Raw genomic sequence first — 19,985 nt, 5'->3', positions numbered from 1 at the left:
CGTACAGGGCTGGAGTCAGTCTGACGCGCAGTGACTGTTGTCTGGCGGCGACTCGTCCGACAAAGCATGCATGAGTGCGAGTGGTTTGGCATCCGACGCAGGCGCTGTTGCAATAGGGAGCGGGGAGAGCAGCAAGCCGCGCTCGAACAGTAGCCCGGTTTTCAATCCGGCGACTGTTCGTAGCGCCTGGCGCCGGCTGTAGGGCAGGGCGTTGGCTGCACAGAAGAGGTTGTCCCGCAAGAGGCCATAGCCGCGATCAGACTGAAACAGGGGTGTCAGCGCGCGGCTCGCCAGTTGGTAAAAGCGAAGGTGCGCCCGACGGTGTTTCGAGTAGTACGCGAACGCTTCTGATATCTCATTTCTTGCCAGCACTGCCGCGGCCAGTTCCCAACCATCAACCAGTGCAAGGTTGGCGCCTTGCCCCAGCTGCGGGCTCATGCCGTGCGCCGCATCTCCGATGACGACTACGCGGCCGTGGTTCCAGCGTTGCAGACGCACATCGGCATACACGGCCAGCTGCAACTGGTCATGCTGTTGCAGGGCGGCAACCAGCGGCTCCGTCTGCGGCCAGTGTGTGCATACCTGCTCTTTCCATGCCGCCAGCGGCTGCGCTTGCCACGCGGCGTGGTCTTTCACCTTGAGGCTCCAGAAGAAGCTTTGGCAGGGCTTTTCGGTGCCGGGCAGCAGGCCGCTCGGCATCAAACCAATCATTACCTTGGCGTTGTTGTAATGCTGCCGCAACGCGCTGCTAGCCAGTCCGGGCACACTACTGATGTGCCAGAGCGCGCCCCAGGGGTACGGCGTCATCGACTGCTTGATCGGCAGCTGGTTGCGTAAGTGTGAGTGGGTACCGTTGGCAATCACCAGCGCATCAAAGCCGGCGTGCCTGGTTCCGTCGGTCAGGGTGAGGCTCACCTGAGGGCCACAAGGGTCACTGAACTCGGAGATGTCCGAGTTGTGCATGATCTCGACACCTACCGACAGCGCTGTTTGATACAGCACGTGCAGCAGGTTGGCTCTGTGTACGCCGAGTGCGTGAGCGCCGGGTACCAGATCGTCGTAGCGGACATCCATTACCAGCCGGTCATGTTGGTTGCGGCCATCAAGGCGGTCCACGCGGGACGCCCGTGCGCTCACCTCATCGCGCAGGCCTAGCGCGTCAAGCACTTGCAGGCCGCTTGGCTGCAGGAGAATGCCGGCACCGACGGCGCGCGGCTCTTCAGCGCGTTCAAACAGACTGACGCGATGCCCCAATCTTGCGAGTGTGATGGCGGCGGTCAGCCCTGCGGTCCCGCAGCCGGCGATGGCAAAGCGCTGTGTGGGCATTCCGTATCGCTCTTTGTAGGATGCCCGGAGGATACTGAGGTTTACTGTGGCTTCCAACTGGCAGAGTCAATGGACATCGCGTATGTACCGCTGCACAACCTGCTCATAACTGCCATCATCGACCAGCGCGCGAAGGGCGTCGGCGTATTGCTGCACAAAGTCGGGCGTAGTGGTGCGCTTGCTCAACGCGACTTCGGCAGCACCGCTGGAAACAACGACGCTGGTAGGTTTGATCAGATCCTCTAGCCCCAGCTGCTGGATTTCATATTCGCCGGTATGCTCATCGGCGATGGCGCCGTCGATGCGCCCCATGGCTATCATGCTCCAGAGGTTGGACCTGGTAGCCACCATGGCTACATCGTTGGCGTAGGCTTCGTCACGCATCAATTGCTCATAGTCAGGGCCGTAGTGCACATCGATCTGGGCGCCGAGGCGAAAGGGTAGCTGCCGCAGTTCAAGCAGCCGGCTGACCGGCCAGCGGGCAAAGGAGTCGGTGTGCGCAAACAGCAGATTGCGTGAGGGCGGCAGGACCTCGCCCGAGAAATACGCATATTCCTCGCGCTCGGGGCGTCTGAATGCGCCAGGGAGTATATCCAGTCGGCCCAGCTGCAGCTCTTTTAATGCCCGTCCCCAAGGCAATTTGCGCAGCTTGACCTGGCAGCCCAGGCTTTCCAGCGCAGCACGGTTGATATCGACGTAGATACCGCCAATCGATCCATCAGGCAATTGCATACTGAGCGGCGGATCGTCATCCCAGCGCAGGGTTTTTTCACAGGCCGCCAGCGCGGTGGTGAGCAGGCAGGTGCAGAGCAAGGTCAAACACGCCAGACAGTGGCGCAATAAAAGCTGAACGCGGTATGAGGCTGCAGACAAGTTTGTCACTCATGCAAAGCGGTATTGGCGTAGTTTGAGTCTAGCAGCGGGTCGGCTTTGTGCGTAAACCCGTTTGCTCTGAAGAATGGCGCGCTCATCGACTTACAACCGACGGGCTGGCCCGCGACCGACGTGATGTGCTGTTTGCAGAGAAGGGCGCTGAAGCAGATTTTTGGGTGCAATTCAGCGCGCCGATATATGATGCGCCACCGCCACTTCTGCATCAGACCGTCATGCCCCACAACGCTCTCTATACAGACCTCTCCGGTTACTACGACCTGATGTGCGCGGACATTGATTACCCGGCGCAAAGCCAATGCGTGCAGCGCCTGCAGCAACTCTTTGGCAACGGTGGGCTGCGCCACCTCGATCTGGCATGCGGTACCGGCCCCCATGTACGGCATTTTCTTGATGCCGGCTTCCACAGTAGCGGGCTGGATATCAACCAGCCCATGCTGGATCAAGCGCTGCTGCGTTGTCCGGAGGCGCAATTTTCGCTGCAGGATATGTGCAACTTTACGGTCAGCCAATCGCTCGACCTCATTACCTGCTTCCTCTATTCCATTCACTACAGTGCCAGCATCGAGCGCCTGCAGGCCTGTATTGTCAGCGTGCACGCTGCCCTGGCAGACGGCGGCCTATTCTGTTTTAACGCGGTGGATAAACTGCAGATCGATAACGGCGCCTGGGTTTCCCATAATGCCGGGCACGCGGACGGCCTGCTCAGCTTCAGCTCGGGCTGGCATTACTCCGGACAGGGGCCGCAACAGCTGTTAAAGCTGCGCGTCGAGCGCAACGGCGCGGATGGCAGGCAGGTATGGAACGACGAGCACGCCATGGTGGCCGTGAGTTTCAGTGAATTGAGCGAACTGTTGGAGCCGTACTTCGAGGTGCAGATGCTGGAACATGATTACGACAAGATCCTGCCGTGGGACAGGGCCTCTGGTAATGCGCTCTTTGCCTGCGTAAAGCGCTGAGGCGCGCAACGCGAGAAGACCAGGGCAGAAAAAGGGGGCACGTGATAGGCGCGCCCCCAGAACATCACTTGCCCGTTGTCATGCGGCCACCACCGAGACCGGAATACCGTTGAGCACGGCATTGCCGGACAGCACATCAACGACCTTATCATCGGTTAGGTCGTTGATGTTGATGCCGGGGTTGCTCTGCGCCACGCGCAGGCTGACGCCTTCGCGATCATGGCCCCAGCCGTGCGGCAGACATACTACGCCGGGCATGATGTCGTCGCTGACGTCCACGGTGACCAACAGCTCGCCGGTACGCGACATGATGCGCGCCTGCTTGCCGCTGCTCAGTCCTAGACGCTCTGCATCGGTGGGGTGGACCAGCAGGGCGCAACGGTCCTTGCCTTTGACCAGGCGCTTGCTGTTGTGCATCCAGGAGTTGTTGGTGCGCAGATCGCGGCGGCTAATCAGCATCAGCTCGCCCTGATCGGCGCCCCGCAGCTCGGCCAGCGCACGGTCCAGGTCCGCGACCAGTTCGGCCGGGGTGAGATGCAGCTTCTTGTCGGCAGTAAACAGGTAGCCAGGGAAGGATTCGCGCATCGGCCCCAGGTCCAGACCGTGCGGGTAGCGCTTGAGCACCTCCAGGCTGAGCGGCTCGTCGTGCTTCACCGGTTCGCCGCTGTTGTACTCGTAGAAGCCCTCGGCGTAGGGGCCGGTTTGCAGGCCGTGGTCGAGAATCTGTTCCGGCGACGGTGCCTTGCGTGCCGGCGGCGCGTCAGGATTTTTCAGCGCCATGATGCGCGCGGTCAGCCCCTGCACGATGTCCCAGTCGCAACGGGTGCCTTCCGGTGCTTCGAACACCGGATCGCTGAAGCGCGCCAGATTGCGCACCGCCAGCATGTTGAACACGATGTCGTACTGCTCGTGCTCCAGCGGCCCTGTTGGCGGCAGGATGATGTCGGCGTGGCGTGAGGTTTCGTTCAGGTAAAAGTCGATCGAGACCATGAACTCCAGCTGCTCTAGCGCCTCGTCCATCTGCCGCCCGTTGGGCGTCGACAGCACCGGGTTGCCCGCCACGCAGACAAAGCCGTGTACCTGGCCTTCGCCGGGGGTGAGCATCTCTTCGGCGAGGGTGACCGCCGGGAAGTAGCTATCAAACTCCGGCAACCCGCGCGCACGGCTCTGATAGGTGTTGAAGCTGCCCATCGGTCGGCTCTGCGCCTTGTTGAACGCCGGTGTGGTGAACATCATGCCGCCGGGGCTATCCAGGTTGCCGGTGAGAATATTGAGCACCAGCATTAGCCAGTGGTTGAGCGCGCCGTAGCTCTGGGTAGAGACGCCCATGCGGCCGTAGCACACGGCGCATTCGGCGTTGGCAAAGTCTTCGGCGATCCGCTTGATATCAGCTACGGCAATACCGCAGCGCTCACTGACCTGGTCCAATGATATAGCGTTGAACAGCGGCTCCAGCGCAGCCCAGTCGTCTGCCAATTCACGCAAGCGGCCAGGTTTGGTCAGACCCTTGTCGAGTACGTGACGGATCAAACCGAGCAGGAAGAAGGCGTCAGTGGCCGGACGGATAAACAGGTGCTGGTCTACATAGCGCGCGGACTCGGTGCGGCGCGGATCAACCAGCACCACCTTGCCGCCACGCTCGCGAATACGCTCCAGGCGCTTGAGAATATCGCCGGCGGTCATCAGGCTGCCATTGGACGCTGCCGGGTTGGCACCCAGCATCAGCATGTACTGCGTGCGGTCGATGTCGGGAATGGTAAACAGCTGGCTGTGCCCGAACATCAGGTACGACACCAACTGGTGTGGCATCTGGTCGAGTGAGGCGGCGGAGGAAATGTTGCGGGTGGCAATGGCCTTGCGCAGCGTTCCCGATGCCATCATCAGGCCCAGGTTGTGCGATGAGGGGTTGCCCCAGTAACCGGCAATCGAGTCGTCACCGTGGCGGCGCTGGATATCAACGATCTTGGCCGCCACCTTGTCGAGCGCGCTGTCCCAGTCAATCGGCAGCCATTCGCCGTTGACCTTTTCCAGCGGGGTGCGCAGGCGGTCCGGGTCGTTGTGCAAGTCTTGCAGGGCGTAGCCTTTGGGGCAGATATGGCCTTCGCTGTGCGGGTCGTCCTTGTCGCCCTTGATCGACAGAATCTGCTCGCCTTGGGTTTCGATCACCACGCCGCACATGGCTTCACACAGGGTACAGGCGCGATGATGGGTTTTCACCGGCAGGCGGGTTTGTTCTTCCTCGCGGGCGCGGGCATCGCGGATAACGGCCAGCATCTCGGCAATGTTTACTACCTTGCTTCTGACGCGCCCCTCGATACGGCCACGAGCCTGCTCATGCTGATCGAGCAACAGCCAGTCGGCCATGCTCACGCTCTGCACCTTGCGCGCGGCCAGCAGCTCGGTGATATCGCCGCTGCGGCTTGGCAGGCTGCTACCCAGATCGTCGATCAGTCGCTGCACGCTTTCGGTCGCGCACTGGCGGTTGCTGCCAATCACGCCGCTGGCGCCACGCTTGATCCAGCCGGCAACGTAATCGCGGTGCTCGGCATCGCCCTGAATGCGGCCCTGCTCGTGCTGCATGACGCCACGACCGAGATCAAAGGGCAGCTCGTCAATCGCCGAGCCTTGATAACCAATAGCGTGTACCACCAGGCCTGCGGTAATCCGCGAGGTCTGTTCGGCAGGGCGCGCCACCAGCGCCCCCTGATCATCGCGTATCAGCTCATTGCGTTGTACCTGCACGGCGCTCACGCGGCCGTCGGCTGCGTCGAATTGCGCAGGGCTGGTATAGAACAGGAAGCGAATGCGCTTGCCTTCGCCCTGCGGACGCGCGGCAATCTCGCGCAACAGGGCGAGGTTCTGGCGTGCTTCGGCGTAGTCCGGTTGCGCCAGCTGGCGCGCGGTGGCGTCGTCCAGCTCCAGGTCAGCGGCATCAACCTGTAGCTGCAGGCCGGGTATCGCCATCAGCTGTTCCAGCTCCTTGGGCGTGAATGCTGCCTGAGCAGGGCCACGGCGGGCCAGCAGGCAGACTTCGTCAATGCCGCTGACGGCCAGCGCCTTGAGCGCATGGTCGGCAATATCGGTCTTGGCCAGCTGCTCAGTGGGCAGTACCAGCAGGCGGGCGATATCCAGTGCCACGTTGCCGATACCGATGATCACGGCGGTGTTGCCGGACAGGTCAGGGTTCAAGTCTGCCTGGTCCGGGTGGCCGTTGTACCAGCCGACAAAATTGGAGGAGCCGAAGATGTTGGCGCTGTCGGCGCCGGGCAGCGTGAGCGGGCGGCTTTGCGAGCCGCCGGTGGCGTAGATCACACCGTGGTAATGCTGGCGCAACTCGGCGCTGCTCAGGTCGCGGCCGATCTGCACATTACCGAAGAAACGGAAGCGCTCGCTCTCGGCAATGCGCTCAAAACTGCTGGTGACGGACTTGATGCGCGGGTGATCCGGTGCCACGCCGTAGCGCACCAGGCCGAAGGGCGTGGGCAAGCGCTCGAACATATCTACCTGGGCGCTCGGCATTTGCTTTATCAGCGCTTCGGCGGCGTAAAAGCCGCTCGGCCCGGAGCCGATAATGGCAAAGCGGCTGGGCAGGTTGGCGACCGGGCTGCTGGCCTGCTGGCCACTTTGCAGGCTCTCGCGGATCACCGGATGAGTCTTGGCGCCCTCGGCGTTGAGGGTAATGAAGCTCTGCTGGTCCTCCGGCACCATGCTGCGCGGGAAGATGGCGCCTTCGGGGCAGGCCGCTACGCAGGCGTTGCAATCAATGCACACGTCCGGATCAATAAACAGCATCTCCGGCGCTTCCCGGAAGGCTTCCACGGGACACACATCAACGCAGCTGGTGTGCTTGTTGCCGATACAGTTTTGGGTGACTACGTAGGCCATTCTCTACTCCGCACAGAGATTGCAAAACCCTTATGGTATGTCCGGGCTTGTGAGGGCGTATTGGCAGTAACTGCTGGATTGACATTTTGTGCCAGCCCCACGATAGTGCCTCCATGAGTAAAAGTGCTCCCATGAGCAAAACTGACTTCCTACCCTCCGGCTTTTTGCTCGCGTTGCAGGACTACGTGCGCGAATATTCGTCGCCGTCTGCTGCGCTGTTGGATGAGATAAGCCCTTGCCTGGCCGCGCCCAGCGTCTCGGCACAGCGTTTCTGCGAGTTACTGGATGCTGCATGGGAGCAAGCACCGACCAGTGCGCTGGGTATCCGACTGGGCTTGGCGACTCAGCCCGGTCACTTTGGCGTGGTGGGTTACATGGTGTCTTACTGCGGCACCCTGGGGCAGGCGCTGGCGCGTTACTACCGCTACCAGCGGCTACTGCAACAGAGCCTGGTTTCGCGTGCCGAGCTGAAAGACGGCGTGCTGCACATGCGCTGGAATCAGGCCGTGGCGAAAACGCCGCTGGCGACGGAGTTCAGCCTCGCGGCCTTTGTCAATTTGTGCCAAGCCCTGATTGGCCGCACGGTAACCCCGGTACGCGCCGGTTTGCCTTTTGCAAGGCCGCCGGATGCTGGTGTATATCAAGTGTTGCTCGGCTGCCCTGTGGAGTTCGACTGCGAGGCCATCGAGCTGGCCATCCCCGAGCACCTGCTGGCCCTGCCTATCTCCAGCAAAGACCCGTATCTATTGCGCCTGCTGGAGCAGCAGGCGCAGGGGTTACTGCAACAACTGCCAGAGGGGGAAGAAAATCGCGCAGGGTCTGCCTTTCAGCGTGTGCAGGAACAAATACTCGAGTCGATGAAAAACGGCGACGTGAGTGCCGTGGCCGTCGCCTCGGCGCTGGATTACTCGCTGCGCACCTTTTACCGCGAATTACGCGCCGCCGGCTACAGCTACCGCGGCCTGCTGGCGCACACCCGGCACACTCTCGCCAGGCAATACCTGGCCGACCCGGCGCTGGCGCAAACCGATGTCGCGCTGCTGCTAGGCTACTCCGAGCAAAGCTCCTTTATCCGTGCCTTTCGCAGCTGGACGGGCATGACGCCGGGGGAGTATCGGAGTCATTTGGAGTGGAAGGCGGGAGGTGGCGCGAGGTCATGATTGTTCCCAAGCTCTGCGTGGGAACGATCATGGTGCCGCAGTTACAAGGTGATTAGCTCCTTCTCAAGTGCCTGCCACACACTGGCATATGCTACACGGAGATAGGTACAGAGAATTTTGTCCTTCATCGCCACAAAATTACTGTCGTTGCGACGTTGAAGTCGCTTTTCTATTTCTGCTTCAAGCCAGTCGGGGTCGAACATCGTCCAAACCGGGGGCGCCGGCGTAGCAAGGTTTGGGTAGCAAACCGGTGCCACTTCATCAAAGAACATTTGCTTCAGAGTCTGTTGATCCTCGAAGCGAAGTTGCGTAGCGATTGCTTGGTAATCAACTGCGGTATCAACAAAGAGCTTTGACAGCGCGAACCGAATCTCTGCCGCGGATTGATTTGTTACAGGATCTCCCATCTGGAGAATTCCTCCAATTCTTCGTCAAAGCTGTTGGCCGCAGCGCTCCCCGCCAAGCCACCCGCAGCGCTCCCCGCCAGAACCAATGCTATCGCACATACTGGTGCGCCCGGCCCACATATCAGAGAAACTCCTAGGCCAGCCAGGAAACCACCTGCGACGCCTCCGCCAATGATCATCCCCTGCCGAGCTGTCTCCTTAACTTTGTTATCTGCATTGAGTATTTCGTAGGTGGCGAAGGCTGCTGTAATTAGAACTCCCACCTTTCCAATTATTTGAAGCCGCTGATTTCCGCGCGTGATCCTGGCGTTATCTCTTCCTGCAGCCTCAATCACCGTATAGTGAATCCGTCGTTTTTGTTCAGCAGTGAGGCTTTCGTACGATTTTCCAAATTGATCCTTCGCGTAGCGCTCAAAAAGCTGAGGAATGGTGGGTGGCGTTTTCTTCATTCGTTCAGCTTGAGCCAGACCTTGCACGCTTGTGAACTTTCGGTGTTCGGCCATGATTTTGTTGCGCATCTCATGGCAATATCGCGCCCCCTCAAGGGCGCTGATTCGGCCCGCAGCCACTTCCTGCCGGATTGCCACAGAGACTCTTCGGATATTAGCCGAGTAGCTAGAACGAACATTGGCATCGCTAATCGCATCGAGCGAGAAGCGTGCAGCAGCCCCCTCCAGTCCTGCTATGGCTTCGTCTAGGGGAGTTCTTTCGATTCTGTGCTCAATGTCGGTAGAAAAGGAGTTCTCAATCGCTAATGTGCTCACGTGAACTGTACTCCAGCGATTTGCGAGAGCAGTTGCTCGGTAACGGAAGTTGCTGGCACAGCTTCCGGCACCTCCAATTCCAAGCGCTCACACATAACTCCGCTGAGACCCGAAAACCTTACCCTGTTGTCGGCACCAAACCTGCCAGTAAGCACCTTTCCGTCGGCGAAGTATGCCTTGCAATCCAAACCTGAATAGCTTTCGAGGGCCTCAATCCTAAAACCAATCCAGCTGTGCTGATCGTGGGATTCAGATAGAGAGTTGGAGAGGCCGCTAACGTGATCACCAAAGATGACATCCCCTGAGCCACTTACTATCACATCCCCATGGCTACCCAAACCGCCAAGAATCATCGCCGGTTTGCCGTTTATCATGATGGTCGATGAGGCGTTGCCTATTAGTGCGCTCCCACAGCTTGTAGTATCGCCCAGCCGAGCAGCGGGCAAGCCGTTGATGAACACGTCTGGGGAGCCTGAAACGATAGTAGCGGGGCTATGCCCGCTCTGTGAGCATGCGGTCCTGTCGCCTAGCCTTGCTGCGGGCTTGCCTGCCATATCACTGTCCTTTTAGCTGCATCCGGATTTGATGGTTTGCATCATAGGAAAGGCCCATGAGTGACGCATTCTCCTTTTGCTCACCTTGGCGAGTAGTTCACGGTCGTGAGGGATTTGATCATTCCCACGCTCTGCGTGGGAATGCAGCCCCGGACGCTCCGCGTCCACTCACGCCCAGCGATCAATCTCAATCAGGCCCGCCTGCCCCGCATAGTTCCGCGCACTGGAATAGCGCCAATGTTCAGGCAAATCCACTTAACCACGCTTCACCGGGTTCAGATGGATGTACTCCAGCTTCTGCAGCATTACCTCCGTGCTGTACACCAGCTCTGCATGGCTGCCATCCTCCCAGAACTGGTATTCCCTGTCCTCCTTGTGTGCCCGCTTGGCGAAGCGCAATCGCTCCAGCGCAGAGTGGGCACCGCACCGCACTGCGCCAGATGGTCGAGCATCCGGCGCGCCGTGTAGGATTTGAAGGTGCTGACGCATCTGACCAGATCCGGCGCCTGAGCCACATAGTGCAGATGATTTTCCAGCACCACATAGCCATACAACTTGAGCCCCTGATTGGTCTGCTGGTAACGCCAGCAGTCGAGCAGAATCTCGACCAGGGCAGGGCGGGTGAAAAGCGGTAGCCACTCCACCACGGTGCAGGTGAGGAAATGCGGCTTGTCCGTTTCGGTGATGATGTAACGGCTGCGGCCCATGGGATTCATCCGTGAATCGGTTGGCGGTTCTTTGCGGCTGCTGGCATAGCCGGATTGTTGCGCTATGGATTGGAGTCTAGCCAGAGATGCTTGGTCTTGCCACGCTGTGGTGCGGAATGGACGCAGAGCGTCCAGGGCTGCATTCCCACGCGGAGCGTGGGAACGATCAATTGTTGAGCAGCCAGAGCCGGCCACTAACTCAGCCCCGGAACGGGGCCGGTGTCAGGTGAATACTTGATCTGTACATCTTATATGAGAACGCGTTTGATCAAAAAGGTATGTCGTCATCAAATGCGTCTGACGCTCCGAGTGGTGAGAGTTGAATCAAACTTTTGTCCCAAGTGTCAGGCGTGTATACCCGTAACTTAAGGTTTTCGTCAAATAACTCGTTACTTATCTTTAGTAGCATTTTGGGTGTTGCTTTTACCTTTAACCACTCTCTGATTTCTTGATTATCCCAGTCCTCCTCGTCAACGTCGTCGTACTGCCGAGCTTTCAGAAGCTCGTTTAGCTCATCAAGATTATTGAAGAAAACACGATAAGGTATCTTTAGAAGTTCCCGGATTTGATTAAATGCGGGATGGTTGGCTAGTAGGATTTCCTTGAAAGCTTGGTCACCATTTTTTCTCTCCTCAATTAGATAGCCAACCAGTTGGTTCAAGGTTTTTGCTGTGCTTTTTATTTCGTTTATTGCGATTAGTTCTTTTTGCTTTGAGTTTTCGGATAATAAGCGTTGAAATAGTCCAGCCCATTGCTCTTTTAGATACTCTGTGATTTCCGAACTCGTTTCAAAACTTGCTATGGTGTTGTTTATAGGTAAGGATTGGATGTCCTCTATAAAGCTGAATATTCTGGTATCATCGACGGAAGCATAGGTAATTCCATCGATATCCTTGTTTCGCTCGTAGGTTTTATACTCATTGTGGACTGCGTGATCAATGAATATGTACACTTGCTTTCCGTGCTCTAATGCGGATTTTAACTCAGCGTTGGAAATCGACTGATTTTCGGTTTTTGATTGGCTGCCGTAGCGGCCGCCAATGATGGAGATGAGTATGTCGCTGGTCTGTATCTCTTTGTAGCAGTACTCTTCGAGTTTTTCTTTGTTTCCATACGCTATATGACCACGTTCATTGAGTATAGGGTCATATCCTTGTGATTTTATGAAGCGCTCAAGGTCTGCTCTAATGTTCTTCAGGTCAAAATAGGTGGAACTAATAAAAACTCTCGGTTTTGCCACAATACACGCCTCTTATCACAGCCCCCTTGCGGAGGCTATTTTGATAAACACATCAATCCCAGCTCAACGCCCCGCCAGTCTGATACTCGATAACCCGCGTCTCAAAGAAGTTCTTCTCTTTCTTCAAGTCCATGATTTCACTCATCCACGGGAAGGGATTGCTGGTACCGGGGTACTCTTCCTTCAGGCCGATTTGGGTGAGGCGGCGGTTGGCGATGAACTTGAGGTAATCCTCCATCATCGAGGCGTTCATGCCCAGTACGCCGCGGGGCATGGTGTCGCGGGCGTATTCGATTTCCAGCTGGGTGCCTTGCAGGATCATCTGCGTGGCTTCGTCCTTCATGGCGGCATCCCACAGGTGCGGGTTTTCGATCTTGATCTGGTTGATCACGTCGATACCGAAGTTCAGGTGCATGGACTCGTCACGCAGGATGTACTGGAACTGCTCGGCCACGCCGGTCATTTTGTTGCGGCGGCCCATGGAGAGAATCTGGGTGAAGCCGCAGTAGAAGAACACACCTTCCAATACGCAGTAGTAGGCGATCAAGTTGCGCAGCAGCTCTTTGTCGGTCTCGACGGTGCCGGTGTTGAAGGTCGGGTCGGAGATGGAGCGGGTGTACTTGAGGCCCCAGGCGGCTTTTTTCGCGACGCTGGGGATCTCGTGGTACATGTTGAAGATCTCGCCTTCATCCATGCCCAGTGACTCGATGCAGTACTGGTAGGCGTGGGTGTGGATGGCTTCTTCAAACGCCTGGCGCAGAATGTACTGGCGGCACTCGGGGTTGGTGATCAGGCGGTAGACGGCCAGCACCAGGTTGTTGGCAACCAGGGAGTCGGCGGTGGAGAAGAAGCCGAGGTTGCGCTTGACGATGCGGCGCTCGTCTTCGGTGAGGCCGTCGTTGCTTTTCCACAGGGCGATGTCGGCGGTCATGTTGACCTCTTGCGGCATCCAGTGGTTGGAGCAGCCGTCGAGGTACTTCTGCCAAGCCCATTCGTACTTGAAAGGCACCAGCTGATTGAGGTCGGCGCGGCAGTTGATCATCTGCTTGGCGTCGACGTTGACGCGCGCGGCGGAGCCTTCCAGGTCTTCCAGACCTTCTTCAATATCCAGATTATCCAGCGCGGCCTTGGCGCGGGCGATGGCGGCAGAGTCGCTGCCGTCTACATTGCGGGCTTGCTCGGCCTTGGTGGCGGCCTGTTGATCGAGTGCGCTGTTGTCTTGCGCCGGTGCTGCGGGTTTGGCAGCGGCGGGTGCGATGGTGGTGTCTTCGCTATCGAATTCGTCCCAGCTGAGCATGGTTTGGCTCCCTTTGGTCGGCGGCTTTAAGCGGCAAGCTTAAAGCTGCAAGTTGTTTGGTGCGGCGGCCCAAGCGGTGTTGCTGCCAGCTCGGGGTCCCTATTGGTTCTGTTTGATTCCCGCCTGGCGGGAAGGTCTTGATGTCCTCTACGGCGCTAGCGCGGAGCTGAGCGAGTGAGCGCTAGGCGCCGGGCTGGCCGGACCCGGGAGCGTACTGATGTACGTGACCGGGCTCGGTCGGCTCGGCAACAACGCGGGCGCCGCTCAGATCCGTGCGCTTATTGACACGCCTCGCAGTCCGGGTCATCGATGGAACAAGCCTGCGGCACTGGCGCTGGTCCAGCCGGTGCGGCGGTAACGGCCGGCGCGCTGCCGCTGGAAACGGCGTTCAGCTTGCCGGTGTTGACCGTGGACTTCTCGGTGCTGGTGGCGGCCAGGGCGCGGAGGTAGTAGGTGGTTTTCAGGCCACGGAACCACGCCATGCGGTAGGTCACGTCCAGTTTTTTGCCGGAGGCGCCGGCGATGTACAGGTTCAGCGATTGCGCCTGATCGATCCACTTCTGGCGGCGGCTGGCGGCTTCGACGATCCACTTGGTTTCCACTTCAAAGGCGGTGGCGTACAGCGCCTTGAGGTCATCCGGGATGCGGTCGATCTGCTGTACCGAACCGTCGTAGTACTTGAGGTCATTGACCATGACCGAGTCCCACAGGCCGCGCGCTTTCAGGTCACGTACCAGGTAAGGGTTGATCACGGTGAACTCGCCCGACAGGTTCGATTTGACGTAGAGGTTCTGGTACGTCGGCTCAATCGACTGCGAGACGCCGGTGATGTTGGCGATGGTTGCAGTGGGCGCGATGGCCATGATGTTGGAGTTGCGGATGCCTTTCTTGGCACGCTCGCGTACCGGCTCCCAGTCCAGGGTGCTGCTGCGATCCACTTCGATGTACTTGGCGCCGCGCTGCTCGGTGAGAATATCCAGTGAGTCATAGGGCAGGATGCCCTTGGACCAGAGCGAGCCCTCGAAGCTGGAATAGCTACCGCGCTCTTCGGCCAGATCGCAGGAGGCCTGGATGGCGTAGTAGCTGATGGCTTCCATCGACTGATCGGCAAAGGCCACGGCCTCGTTGGAGCCGTAGGGGATGTGCTGCAGATAGAGCGCATCCTGGAAGCCCATCAGGCCCAGACCCACCGGGCGGTGCTTGAAGTTGGAGTTCTTCGCCTGCGGCACCGAGTAGTAGTTGATGTCGATCACGTTATCGAGCATGCGTACCGCGGTGCGCACGGTGTGCTCCAGCTTGGCGGTATCCAGCTTGCCATCGGTGATGTGGTGCACCATGTTGACCGAGCCCAGGTTACACACGGCGATTTCATCGGCGCTGGTGTTCAGCGTGATCTCGGTGCACAGGTTGGAGCTGTGAACCACGCCAGCGTGCTGCTGCGGGCTGCGCAGGTTGCAGGCGTCCTTGAAGGTCAGCCAGGGGTGACCGGTCTCGAACAGCATGCTGAGCATCTTGCGCCACAGGTCGGCAGCCTTGATGGTCTTGTGCAGTTTGAGTTTGCCGTACTCGGTGAGGGCTTCGTAGTACTCGTAGCGCTCCTCGAAGGCCTTGCCGGTCAGGTCGTGCAGATCGGGCACGTCGGACGGGGAGAACAGCGTCCACTGGCCGTCTTCGAATACGCGCTTCATGAACAGGTCTGGAATCCAGTTGGCGGTGTTCATGTCGTGGGTGCGGCGACGGTCGTCACCGGTGTTCTTACGCAGCTCCAGAAACTCTTCGATGTCGAGGTGCCAGGTTTCCAGGTAGCCGCAGACGGCGCCCTTGCGCTTGCCGCCCTGGTTGACCGCGACAGCGGTGTCGTTGACGACCTTGAGGAAGGGCACAACACCCTGGGACTGACCGTTGGTGCCTTTGATGTAGGCACCCATGGCGCGTACGGGCGTCCAGTCGTTACCCAGGCCACCGGCAAACTTGGACAGCATGGCATTGTCGTGGATTGCGTGATAAATGCCGGACAGGTTGTCGGGCACAGTGGTCAGGTAGCAGCTGGAGAGCTGCGGGCGCAGCGTGCCGGCGTTGAACAGCGTCGGCGTGGAGGCCATGTAGTCGAAGCTGGAGATCAGGTTGTAGAACTCGATGGCGCGGGCGTTTTTGTCCTGCTCTTCAATCGCCAGGCCCATGGCCACGCGCATGAAGAAAATCTGCGGCAGTTCGATGCGGGTGCCGTCGCGGTGCAGGAAGTAGCGGTCGTAGAGGGTCTGCAAACCCAGGTAGCCGAACAGCTGATCGCGGTCGTGGTTAATCGCTGCGCCCAGGGCCTCCAGGTCGAAGTCGGCCAGTTTGGCGTCGAGCAGTTCGTATTCGATACCGGCCTGGATGTAGACCGGCAGGGTCTTGGCGTACAGCTCGGCCATGTCGGTGTGGGTGGCGCTGGTGGCGACGCCCAGGTGGTCGAGGGCTTCAGCACGCAGGTTGTCGAGCAGCAGACGGGCGGTGACCTGGCTGTAGTTGGGCTCGCGCTCAACCAGGGTGCGGGCGGTCATCACCATAGCGGTGTTCACGTCCAGCTGGGTTACGCCGTCGTACAGGTTCTTCAGGGTTTCCTGCTCGATGTGCTTGGCATCGACTTCGGCCAGGCCGTCGCAGGCTTCCTGAATCACGGTGCGCAGGCGGCCCATGTCGAGCGGCTGGCGGCTGCCGTCGGCCAGGGTGACGCGGATGCTGGGGTGCGCATCGGCCGGTGCAGCGGCCTGGCGCTCCTTGCGCTGGCGCGCGTGCTCTTCACGGTAGAGTACGTAGCTGCGAGCGGTTTTTTGCTCGCCGGAGCGCATCAGCGCCAGCTCTACCTGGTCCTGAATTTCTTCAATGTGCAGGGTGCCGCCGGAGGGCAGGCGACGCTTGAAGATGGCGCTGATGGTGTCGGTCATTTCATCCACGATCTGGCGGATGCGCGAGGAAGCTGCGGCTTGGCCACCTTCAACGGCCAGGAAGGCCTTGGTCATGGCAACACGAATCTTGTCGTCGGTGTAGGGCACCAGGGTGCCGTTGCGCTTGATGACGCGCAACTGGCCGGGGGCGCTCATGTGCAGATCGTCGGTCTGCTGTTCCTGCTCGGCATGCACGTGGTTGGTGGGGTTACTGCTGGATGACGGGGTGACGTGCATGACAGGCTCCTTTGCTGGTTGCAAACACAATATGTAGTGTTGATCAAGACGCTGCTGCAGTGGTGACGGCAGCGTGATCTATCAATAAAATGGATGGTTTCAGTACTTGACGTCGACGGGCTGGCTGTGAACGTTAACCATATATGTGGTTGTCTGAAACGGCATTGGCACAAGATAGTGTGTGATCTGGTATGTGGCAAGCCGATTTTATTATTGTTTTTTCGCCCTAAGGGCTTGACCCATGACGCACGCAAGAGAGCACGCCACTTGCAAGGAATTCCTGGGTTCTACTAGATATAGTGATTCTGTGAGCTATGCCGCACGCTGGGGTGATACTCGACAAAATACTGTTGCAGTCCTGGCGCCTGTCTGGCGCCCCGACGCTGTCTCGCGGGTGTTACAATCGCCGACCAATTGCGGTGAGCAGTCTTGGCAAGGTGGTGGGGATGGAAACAGAAAAAGGTACTCTCAACGATACGCTGCAAGACCACGGCACTATTCTGATTGTCGAGGACGACGCCAAGCTGGCGGGTCTGATCAGCGATTTTTTGCAGCAGCAGGGTCTGACCGTGGCCTTGGAGGCGGACGGCGCTGCTGCGGTACAGCGCGTTCTGGATACGCAGCCGGCGCTGGTGGTGCTGGATCTGATGTTGCCCGGGGAAGATGGCCTGTCCATCTGTCAGCGGGTACGCGAGGCGGGCTTCGCCCGGCCCATTCTGATGCTGACCGCGCGCAGTGAAGACCAGGATCATATCCGCGGACTTGAGCTGGGCGCCGACGACTACGTGACCAAGCCGGTGCGCCCGCAGGTATTGCTGGCCCGTATTCGTGCCTTGCTGCGGCGCTTGGCAGAGCCAGAGGACAGCGGTGCTGCTACGCGTCTGACCTTTGGCAGCCTGATGATCGACAATGACCGCCGCGAAGCCTGGTTGAGCGGTGAACTGATCGAGCTGACCGGCGCCGAGTTTGATCTGCTCTGGCTGCTGGCCAGCAACGCCGGTCGCATTCTCAGCCGTGAAGAGATCTTTGTTTCGCTGCGTGGGATCGAGTACGACGGCCAGGATCGCTCCATTGACGTCCGCATTTCGCGCATTCGACCCAAGATTGGCGACGACCCCGACTTACCGCGCATTATCAAAACGGTGCGCAGCAAAGGCTATCTGTTCGTCGAGCCGGGCCCAGACCCGCAGTGAACTCCATCTTTATCCGCATCTACGGCGGCATGCTGTTGGTGCTGATTGCGGTGTCCTGCCTGGCGTTGATCAGTATTCGCCTGGTCAACGATGTGCGCGCGGAGGATTACCGCGAGCGCATGGCTACCGGTACTTTCCGGTTGATGGCCGATAACCTCGAACCCATGGACACCGCTGAGCGGCAGAAGGCGCTGGCGGTGTGGTCGCGTTTGATCGGGGTGCCGCTGGAGCTGAACTCGCTGGACGACCTTGGCATGGAGGCCAGCAACTGGTCGCGGCTGATTCGCGGGCGGGTGCTGGTGCGCGCGCGTGGCGCGGATGAGGTACGGGTTTTCAGTCTGGTCGATTTGTCGGATGAGGTGGTCCTGACCGCCGATATTCAGCGTATTTCCGAGCAGCTGGGCCGCGCGACGTTATTTTTGATTGCCGATGAATTGGTGCGTCACGCCGATACCGAGCTACCGCGCCGGCTGTCCGAGCTGCGTCGGGACAAGGGTTTTGGTTATCCATTGCGCCTCACTCGCCTGGCCGAAGCCGATCTGGATGCGGACCAGCGCCGCCGCCTGGACGAGTTCGATACCGTGCTCAGCCTGGGCCCTGAAGGCAATTCGGTGATGATGTACATGAAGATCCCCGACACCGAGTGGGTGCTGAGCATGGGGCCGGTGTATCAGATGCAGGACTATCCCACCGAGATGCTGCTGATTACCGGGCTGCTGGCGCTGTCGTTCAGCGGTTTGCTGATCTACCTGCTGGTGCGTCAACTTGAGCAGCGGCTGATGAATCTGGAGTCGGCTGCGTTGCACATTACCCGCGGCAATCTGGATGCGCGTGCCGAGGTCATCGGCAACGATTCAGTCGGTAGTCTGGCGCGGGCGTTCAATGATATGGCGCGCCATCTGCAGCGGCTGATGAACATCCAGCAGGAAATGATTGGTGCCATATCGCATGAGTTGCGTACTCCGGTCGCACGTCTGCGCTTTGGCCTGGAGATGGTCGAGACCGCCGGTAGCGAAGAGGCACTCAAGCGCTATCTGGACAGCATGGACGGTGATCTCACCGAGCTCGACAAGCTGGTGGACGAGATACTGACCTACGCCAGACTGGAGCAGGGTGCACCGGCGCTGGTGCTGGAACCGGTCGACGTATCTGCGGTGATCGAGCAGGTGATAGCCGAGCTGAGCCCGATCAATCCTCAGGTGCAGATTGAGTACAGCGACCGTTCACGTGGCCGGGCAGGTTGGGTGGACGCCGAGAAACGCTATCTGCACCGCGCCATCACCAACCTGGTCAGCAATGCGGCACGGCACGCCGGCAGTCGTGTGCAGGTCAGTACGCGGGTGATTGGCGGACGCTGCCGGGTGACCGTGGAAGATGATGGGCCGGGTATCCCCGAGCGGTACCGCGAACATATCTTCACCCCTTTCCTGCGCCTGGATGACAGTCGTACGCGGGCCAGCGGGGGGTATGGTCTGGGGCTCTCTATCGTGCGGCGGGTAGCCTACTGGCATCGTGGCCAGGTGGCGGTAGAGGGATCGGAGGGGCTGGGCGGAGCGGCCTTCATCATTGAATGGCCGCTGCGTCGACAGTAGCGCCGGAGCGCCGCGCAGAACTACGTCGCGCGGGCTTGGCTCAGAGCTGGTGGCCGTTTACCAGCAGGCGGAACGCGGTCGCGGCCGGGGCGGGGTCGGGTTTGCGCGCGCAGATAAGGTCACAGTAGATAGCGCCTTCGCCGATCTTGACGATATAGAGCGCCAGGCTTTCAGCGTCCATTTCGGGTTTGATCTTGCCGGCCTTGATCTGCTCGTCAAACATCTTGCGCCAGGTTTCCATCAGGCGTTCATGCAAGCCCGACACGCGTGAGGTCAGCAGCTGCAGGCCCCATTGCGGCTCGGCCTGCAGAAAGTCGTGCATGGGTTTGGCATTGATCAGGGCGATATTGATGTCGGTATAGATCTGCGTGAGGTAGTCGATGCCTTCCAGCCCCGGGGTCTGATCGGCGCGGGCAATTGCCTCATCGTAGATACGTTTGTACAGCGACCAGAGAATCTCGCCCATCAGCAGGTCTTTGTTACCTACCCAGCGCATCAGCGTCGCGCGGCCAATGCCCAACTCTTCAGCGAGGAGCGACAGGTTAAGCCGGCGCCCTTCAAGCCACCAACTGCGCGCCATGCGGAAAGCGCTGAGTGGAGTTGCACGTTCATCGGACTTGCGCTTGGACAGTGCCATCGCCAGTGGGGTCTGTTGGGTGCTCATTTTTATATGCCTAGCCATAGTCTCTCATTGTGTGGCGGCATAGTAACAAGCCTGATACCAAGATGGAAAGTGTCCCGGCAGTGGTGCATCGGTAATTTAGTCAGGAGAAATGAAATAAATTAGTATCGAGTCTTTGCTGAAACACGAGAACCTCCATGGATACAAGCGAGCACCGAGGGACG

General features: G+C 59.2%; 14 protein-coding genes and 2 pseudogenes. 4 read left to right on the top strand and 12 right to left on the bottom strand.

Annotated features, from left to right (window positions below; all coding sequences use genetic code 11):
* Positions 1 to 15: 15 nt before the first annotated feature.
* Entirely contained in the window at positions 16 to 1,326 is a 1,311-nt protein-coding gene (locus V7747_RS10895; RefSeq protein WP_335616057.1) for an FAD-dependent oxidoreductase, read from the bottom strand.
* 66 nt (positions 1,327 to 1,392) lie between these two features.
* Positions 1,393 to 2,199 (bottom strand): substrate-binding periplasmic protein, encoded by an 807-nt coding sequence (locus tag V7747_RS10890; protein ID WP_335616056.1) that lies wholly within the window; start codon positions 2,197 to 2,199, stop codon positions 1,393 to 1,395.
* A gap of 233 nt (positions 2,200 to 2,432) precedes the next feature.
* Between V7747_RS10890 and V7747_RS10885 the strand changes: the two genes are divergently transcribed.
* Positions 2,433 to 3,176 carry a class I SAM-dependent DNA methyltransferase gene (locus V7747_RS10885; RefSeq protein WP_335616055.1) on the top strand — a complete coding sequence of 248 codons (744 nt, stop codon included), beginning with the start codon at positions 2,433 to 2,435 and terminating at the stop codon, positions 3,174 to 3,176.
* A gap of 78 nt (positions 3,177 to 3,254) precedes the next feature.
* Here V7747_RS10885 and V7747_RS10880 read toward each other — a convergent pair whose 3' ends face one another.
* Both V7747_RS10880 and V7747_RS10875 read right to left on the bottom strand, forming a co-directional pair.
* Positions 3,255 to 5,399 (bottom strand): molybdopterin oxidoreductase family protein, encoded by a 2,145-nt coding sequence (locus V7747_RS10880; RefSeq protein WP_335616078.1) that lies wholly within the window; start codon positions 5,397 to 5,399, stop codon positions 3,255 to 3,257.
* A 900-nt stretch (positions 5,400 to 6,299) separates the two neighbouring features.
* Positions 6,300 to 6,968: pseudogene (locus V7747_RS10875) on the bottom strand (4Fe-4S binding protein); the annotation flags it as partial.
* Between the two features lie 224 nt (positions 6,969 to 7,192).
* Between V7747_RS10875 and V7747_RS10870 the strand changes: the two are divergent.
* A complete protein-coding gene (locus V7747_RS10870) occupies positions 7,193 to 8,221 on the top strand; it encodes an AraC family transcriptional regulator (protein WP_335616054.1) in 1,029 nt (342 codons plus the stop codon).
* 41 nt (positions 8,222 to 8,262) lie between these two features.
* Here V7747_RS10870 and V7747_RS10865 read toward each other — a convergent pair whose 3' ends face one another.
* From V7747_RS10865 to V7747_RS10835, 7 genes and pseudogenes are all read right to left on the bottom strand, one after another.
* Positions 8,263 to 8,628 (bottom strand): DUF7079 family protein, encoded by a 366-nt coding sequence (locus tag V7747_RS10865; RefSeq protein ID WP_335616053.1) that lies wholly within the window; start codon positions 8,626 to 8,628, stop codon positions 8,263 to 8,265.
* Positions 8,613 to 9,392, bottom strand: coding sequence for a hypothetical protein (locus tag V7747_RS10860; protein ID WP_335616052.1), 780 nt, complete (start codon positions 9,390 to 9,392; stop codon positions 8,613 to 8,615). Before V7747_RS10860 ends, V7747_RS10865 begins: the two co-directional genes overlap by 16 nt.
* Positions 9,389 to 9,946, bottom strand: a complete 558-nt coding sequence (locus tag V7747_RS10855; protein WP_335616051.1) for a PAAR domain-containing protein — start codon at positions 9,944 to 9,946, stop codon at positions 9,389 to 9,391. Before V7747_RS10855 ends, V7747_RS10860 begins: the two co-directional genes overlap by 4 nt.
* Before the next feature lie 168 nt (positions 9,947 to 10,114).
* A pseudogene (locus tag V7747_RS10850) lies at positions 10,115 to 10,653 on the bottom strand (REP-associated tyrosine transposase).
* A gap of 268 nt (positions 10,654 to 10,921) precedes the next feature.
* On the bottom strand, positions 10,922 to 11,893 hold the full coding sequence (locus tag V7747_RS10845) for a DUF4062 domain-containing protein (protein ID WP_335616050.1): 972 nt from the start codon (positions 11,891 to 11,893) through the stop codon (positions 10,922 to 10,924).
* 52 nt (positions 11,894 to 11,945) lie between these two features.
* Positions 11,946 to 13,190 (bottom strand): ribonucleotide-diphosphate reductase subunit beta, encoded by a 1,245-nt coding sequence (locus V7747_RS10840; protein WP_335616049.1) that lies wholly within the window; start codon positions 13,188 to 13,190, stop codon positions 11,946 to 11,948.
* Positions 13,191 to 13,468: 278 nt separating this feature from the next.
* A complete protein-coding gene (locus tag V7747_RS10835) occupies positions 13,469 to 16,354 on the bottom strand; it encodes a ribonucleoside-diphosphate reductase subunit alpha (RefSeq protein ID WP_335616048.1) in 2,886 nt (961 codons plus the stop codon).
* Positions 16,355 to 16,800: 446 nt separating this feature from the next.
* On the opposite strand from V7747_RS10835, the gene V7747_RS10830 reads away from it, so the two are divergent.
* Both V7747_RS10830 and V7747_RS10825 read left to right on the top strand, forming a co-directional pair.
* The gene (locus V7747_RS10830) at positions 16,801 to 17,547 is read left to right on the top strand and encodes a response regulator transcription factor (protein WP_335616047.1); all 747 of its coding nucleotides are present in this window, start codon (positions 16,801 to 16,803) and stop codon (positions 17,545 to 17,547) included.
* Positions 17,544 to 19,139, top strand: coding sequence for an ATP-binding protein (locus V7747_RS10825; RefSeq protein WP_335616046.1), 1,596 nt, complete (start codon positions 17,544 to 17,546; stop codon positions 19,137 to 19,139). The genes V7747_RS10830 and V7747_RS10825 overlap by 4 nt, the downstream gene beginning before the upstream one ends.
* Before the next feature lie 40 nt (positions 19,140 to 19,179).
* Here the strand turns inward: V7747_RS10825 and V7747_RS10820 are convergent, their stop codons facing one another.
* Positions 19,180 to 19,803: a QsdR family transcriptional regulator gene (locus tag V7747_RS10820; protein WP_335616045.1), complete on the bottom strand. Its 624-nt coding sequence runs from the start codon at positions 19,801 to 19,803 to the stop codon at positions 19,180 to 19,182.
* Positions 19,804 to 19,985 lie beyond the last annotated feature (182 nt).

Source organism: Halopseudomonas sp., assembly GCF_036960865.1.
Taxonomy (GTDB): Bacteria; Pseudomonadota; Gammaproteobacteria; order Pseudomonadales; family Pseudomonadaceae; genus Halopseudomonas.
The sequence above is the reverse complement of the archived record's forward strand: the minus strand, read 5'-3'. Positions and strand labels throughout refer to the sequence as shown.

What these genes read in the sequence shown, in the direction of transcription:
- V7747_RS10895 (WP_335616057.1), bottom strand. Translation starts at nt 1,326, where the DNA reads ATGCCCACACAGCGCTTTGCCATCGCCGGCTGCGGGACCGCAGGGCTG.
- V7747_RS10885 (WP_335616055.1), top strand. Translation starts at nt 2,433, where the DNA reads ATGCCCCACAACGCTCTCTATACAGACCTCTCCGGTTACTACGACCTG.
- V7747_RS10870 (WP_335616054.1), top strand. Translation starts at nt 7,193, where the DNA reads ATGAGCAAAACTGACTTCCTACCCTCCGGCTTTTTGCTCGCGTTGCAG.
- V7747_RS10865 (WP_335616053.1), bottom strand. Translation starts at nt 8,628, where the DNA reads ATGGGAGATCCTGTAACAAATCAATCCGCGGCAGAGATTCGGTTCGCG.
- V7747_RS10855 (WP_335616051.1), bottom strand. Translation starts at nt 9,946, where the DNA reads ATGGCAGGCAAGCCCGCAGCAAGGCTAGGCGACAGGACCGCATGCTCA.
- V7747_RS10840 (WP_335616049.1), bottom strand. Translation starts at nt 13,190, where the DNA reads ATGCTCAGCTGGGACGAATTCGATAGCGAAGACACCACCATCGCACCC.
- V7747_RS10835 (WP_335616048.1), bottom strand. Translation starts at nt 16,354, where the DNA reads ATGCACGTCACCCCGTCATCCAGCAGTAACCCCACCAACCACGTGCAT.
- V7747_RS10830 (WP_335616047.1), top strand. Translation starts at nt 16,801, where the DNA reads ATGGAAACAGAAAAAGGTACTCTCAACGATACGCTGCAAGACCACGGC.
- V7747_RS10820 (WP_335616045.1), bottom strand. Translation starts at nt 19,803, where the DNA reads ATGAGCACCCAACAGACCCCACTGGCGATGGCACTGTCCAAGCGCAAG.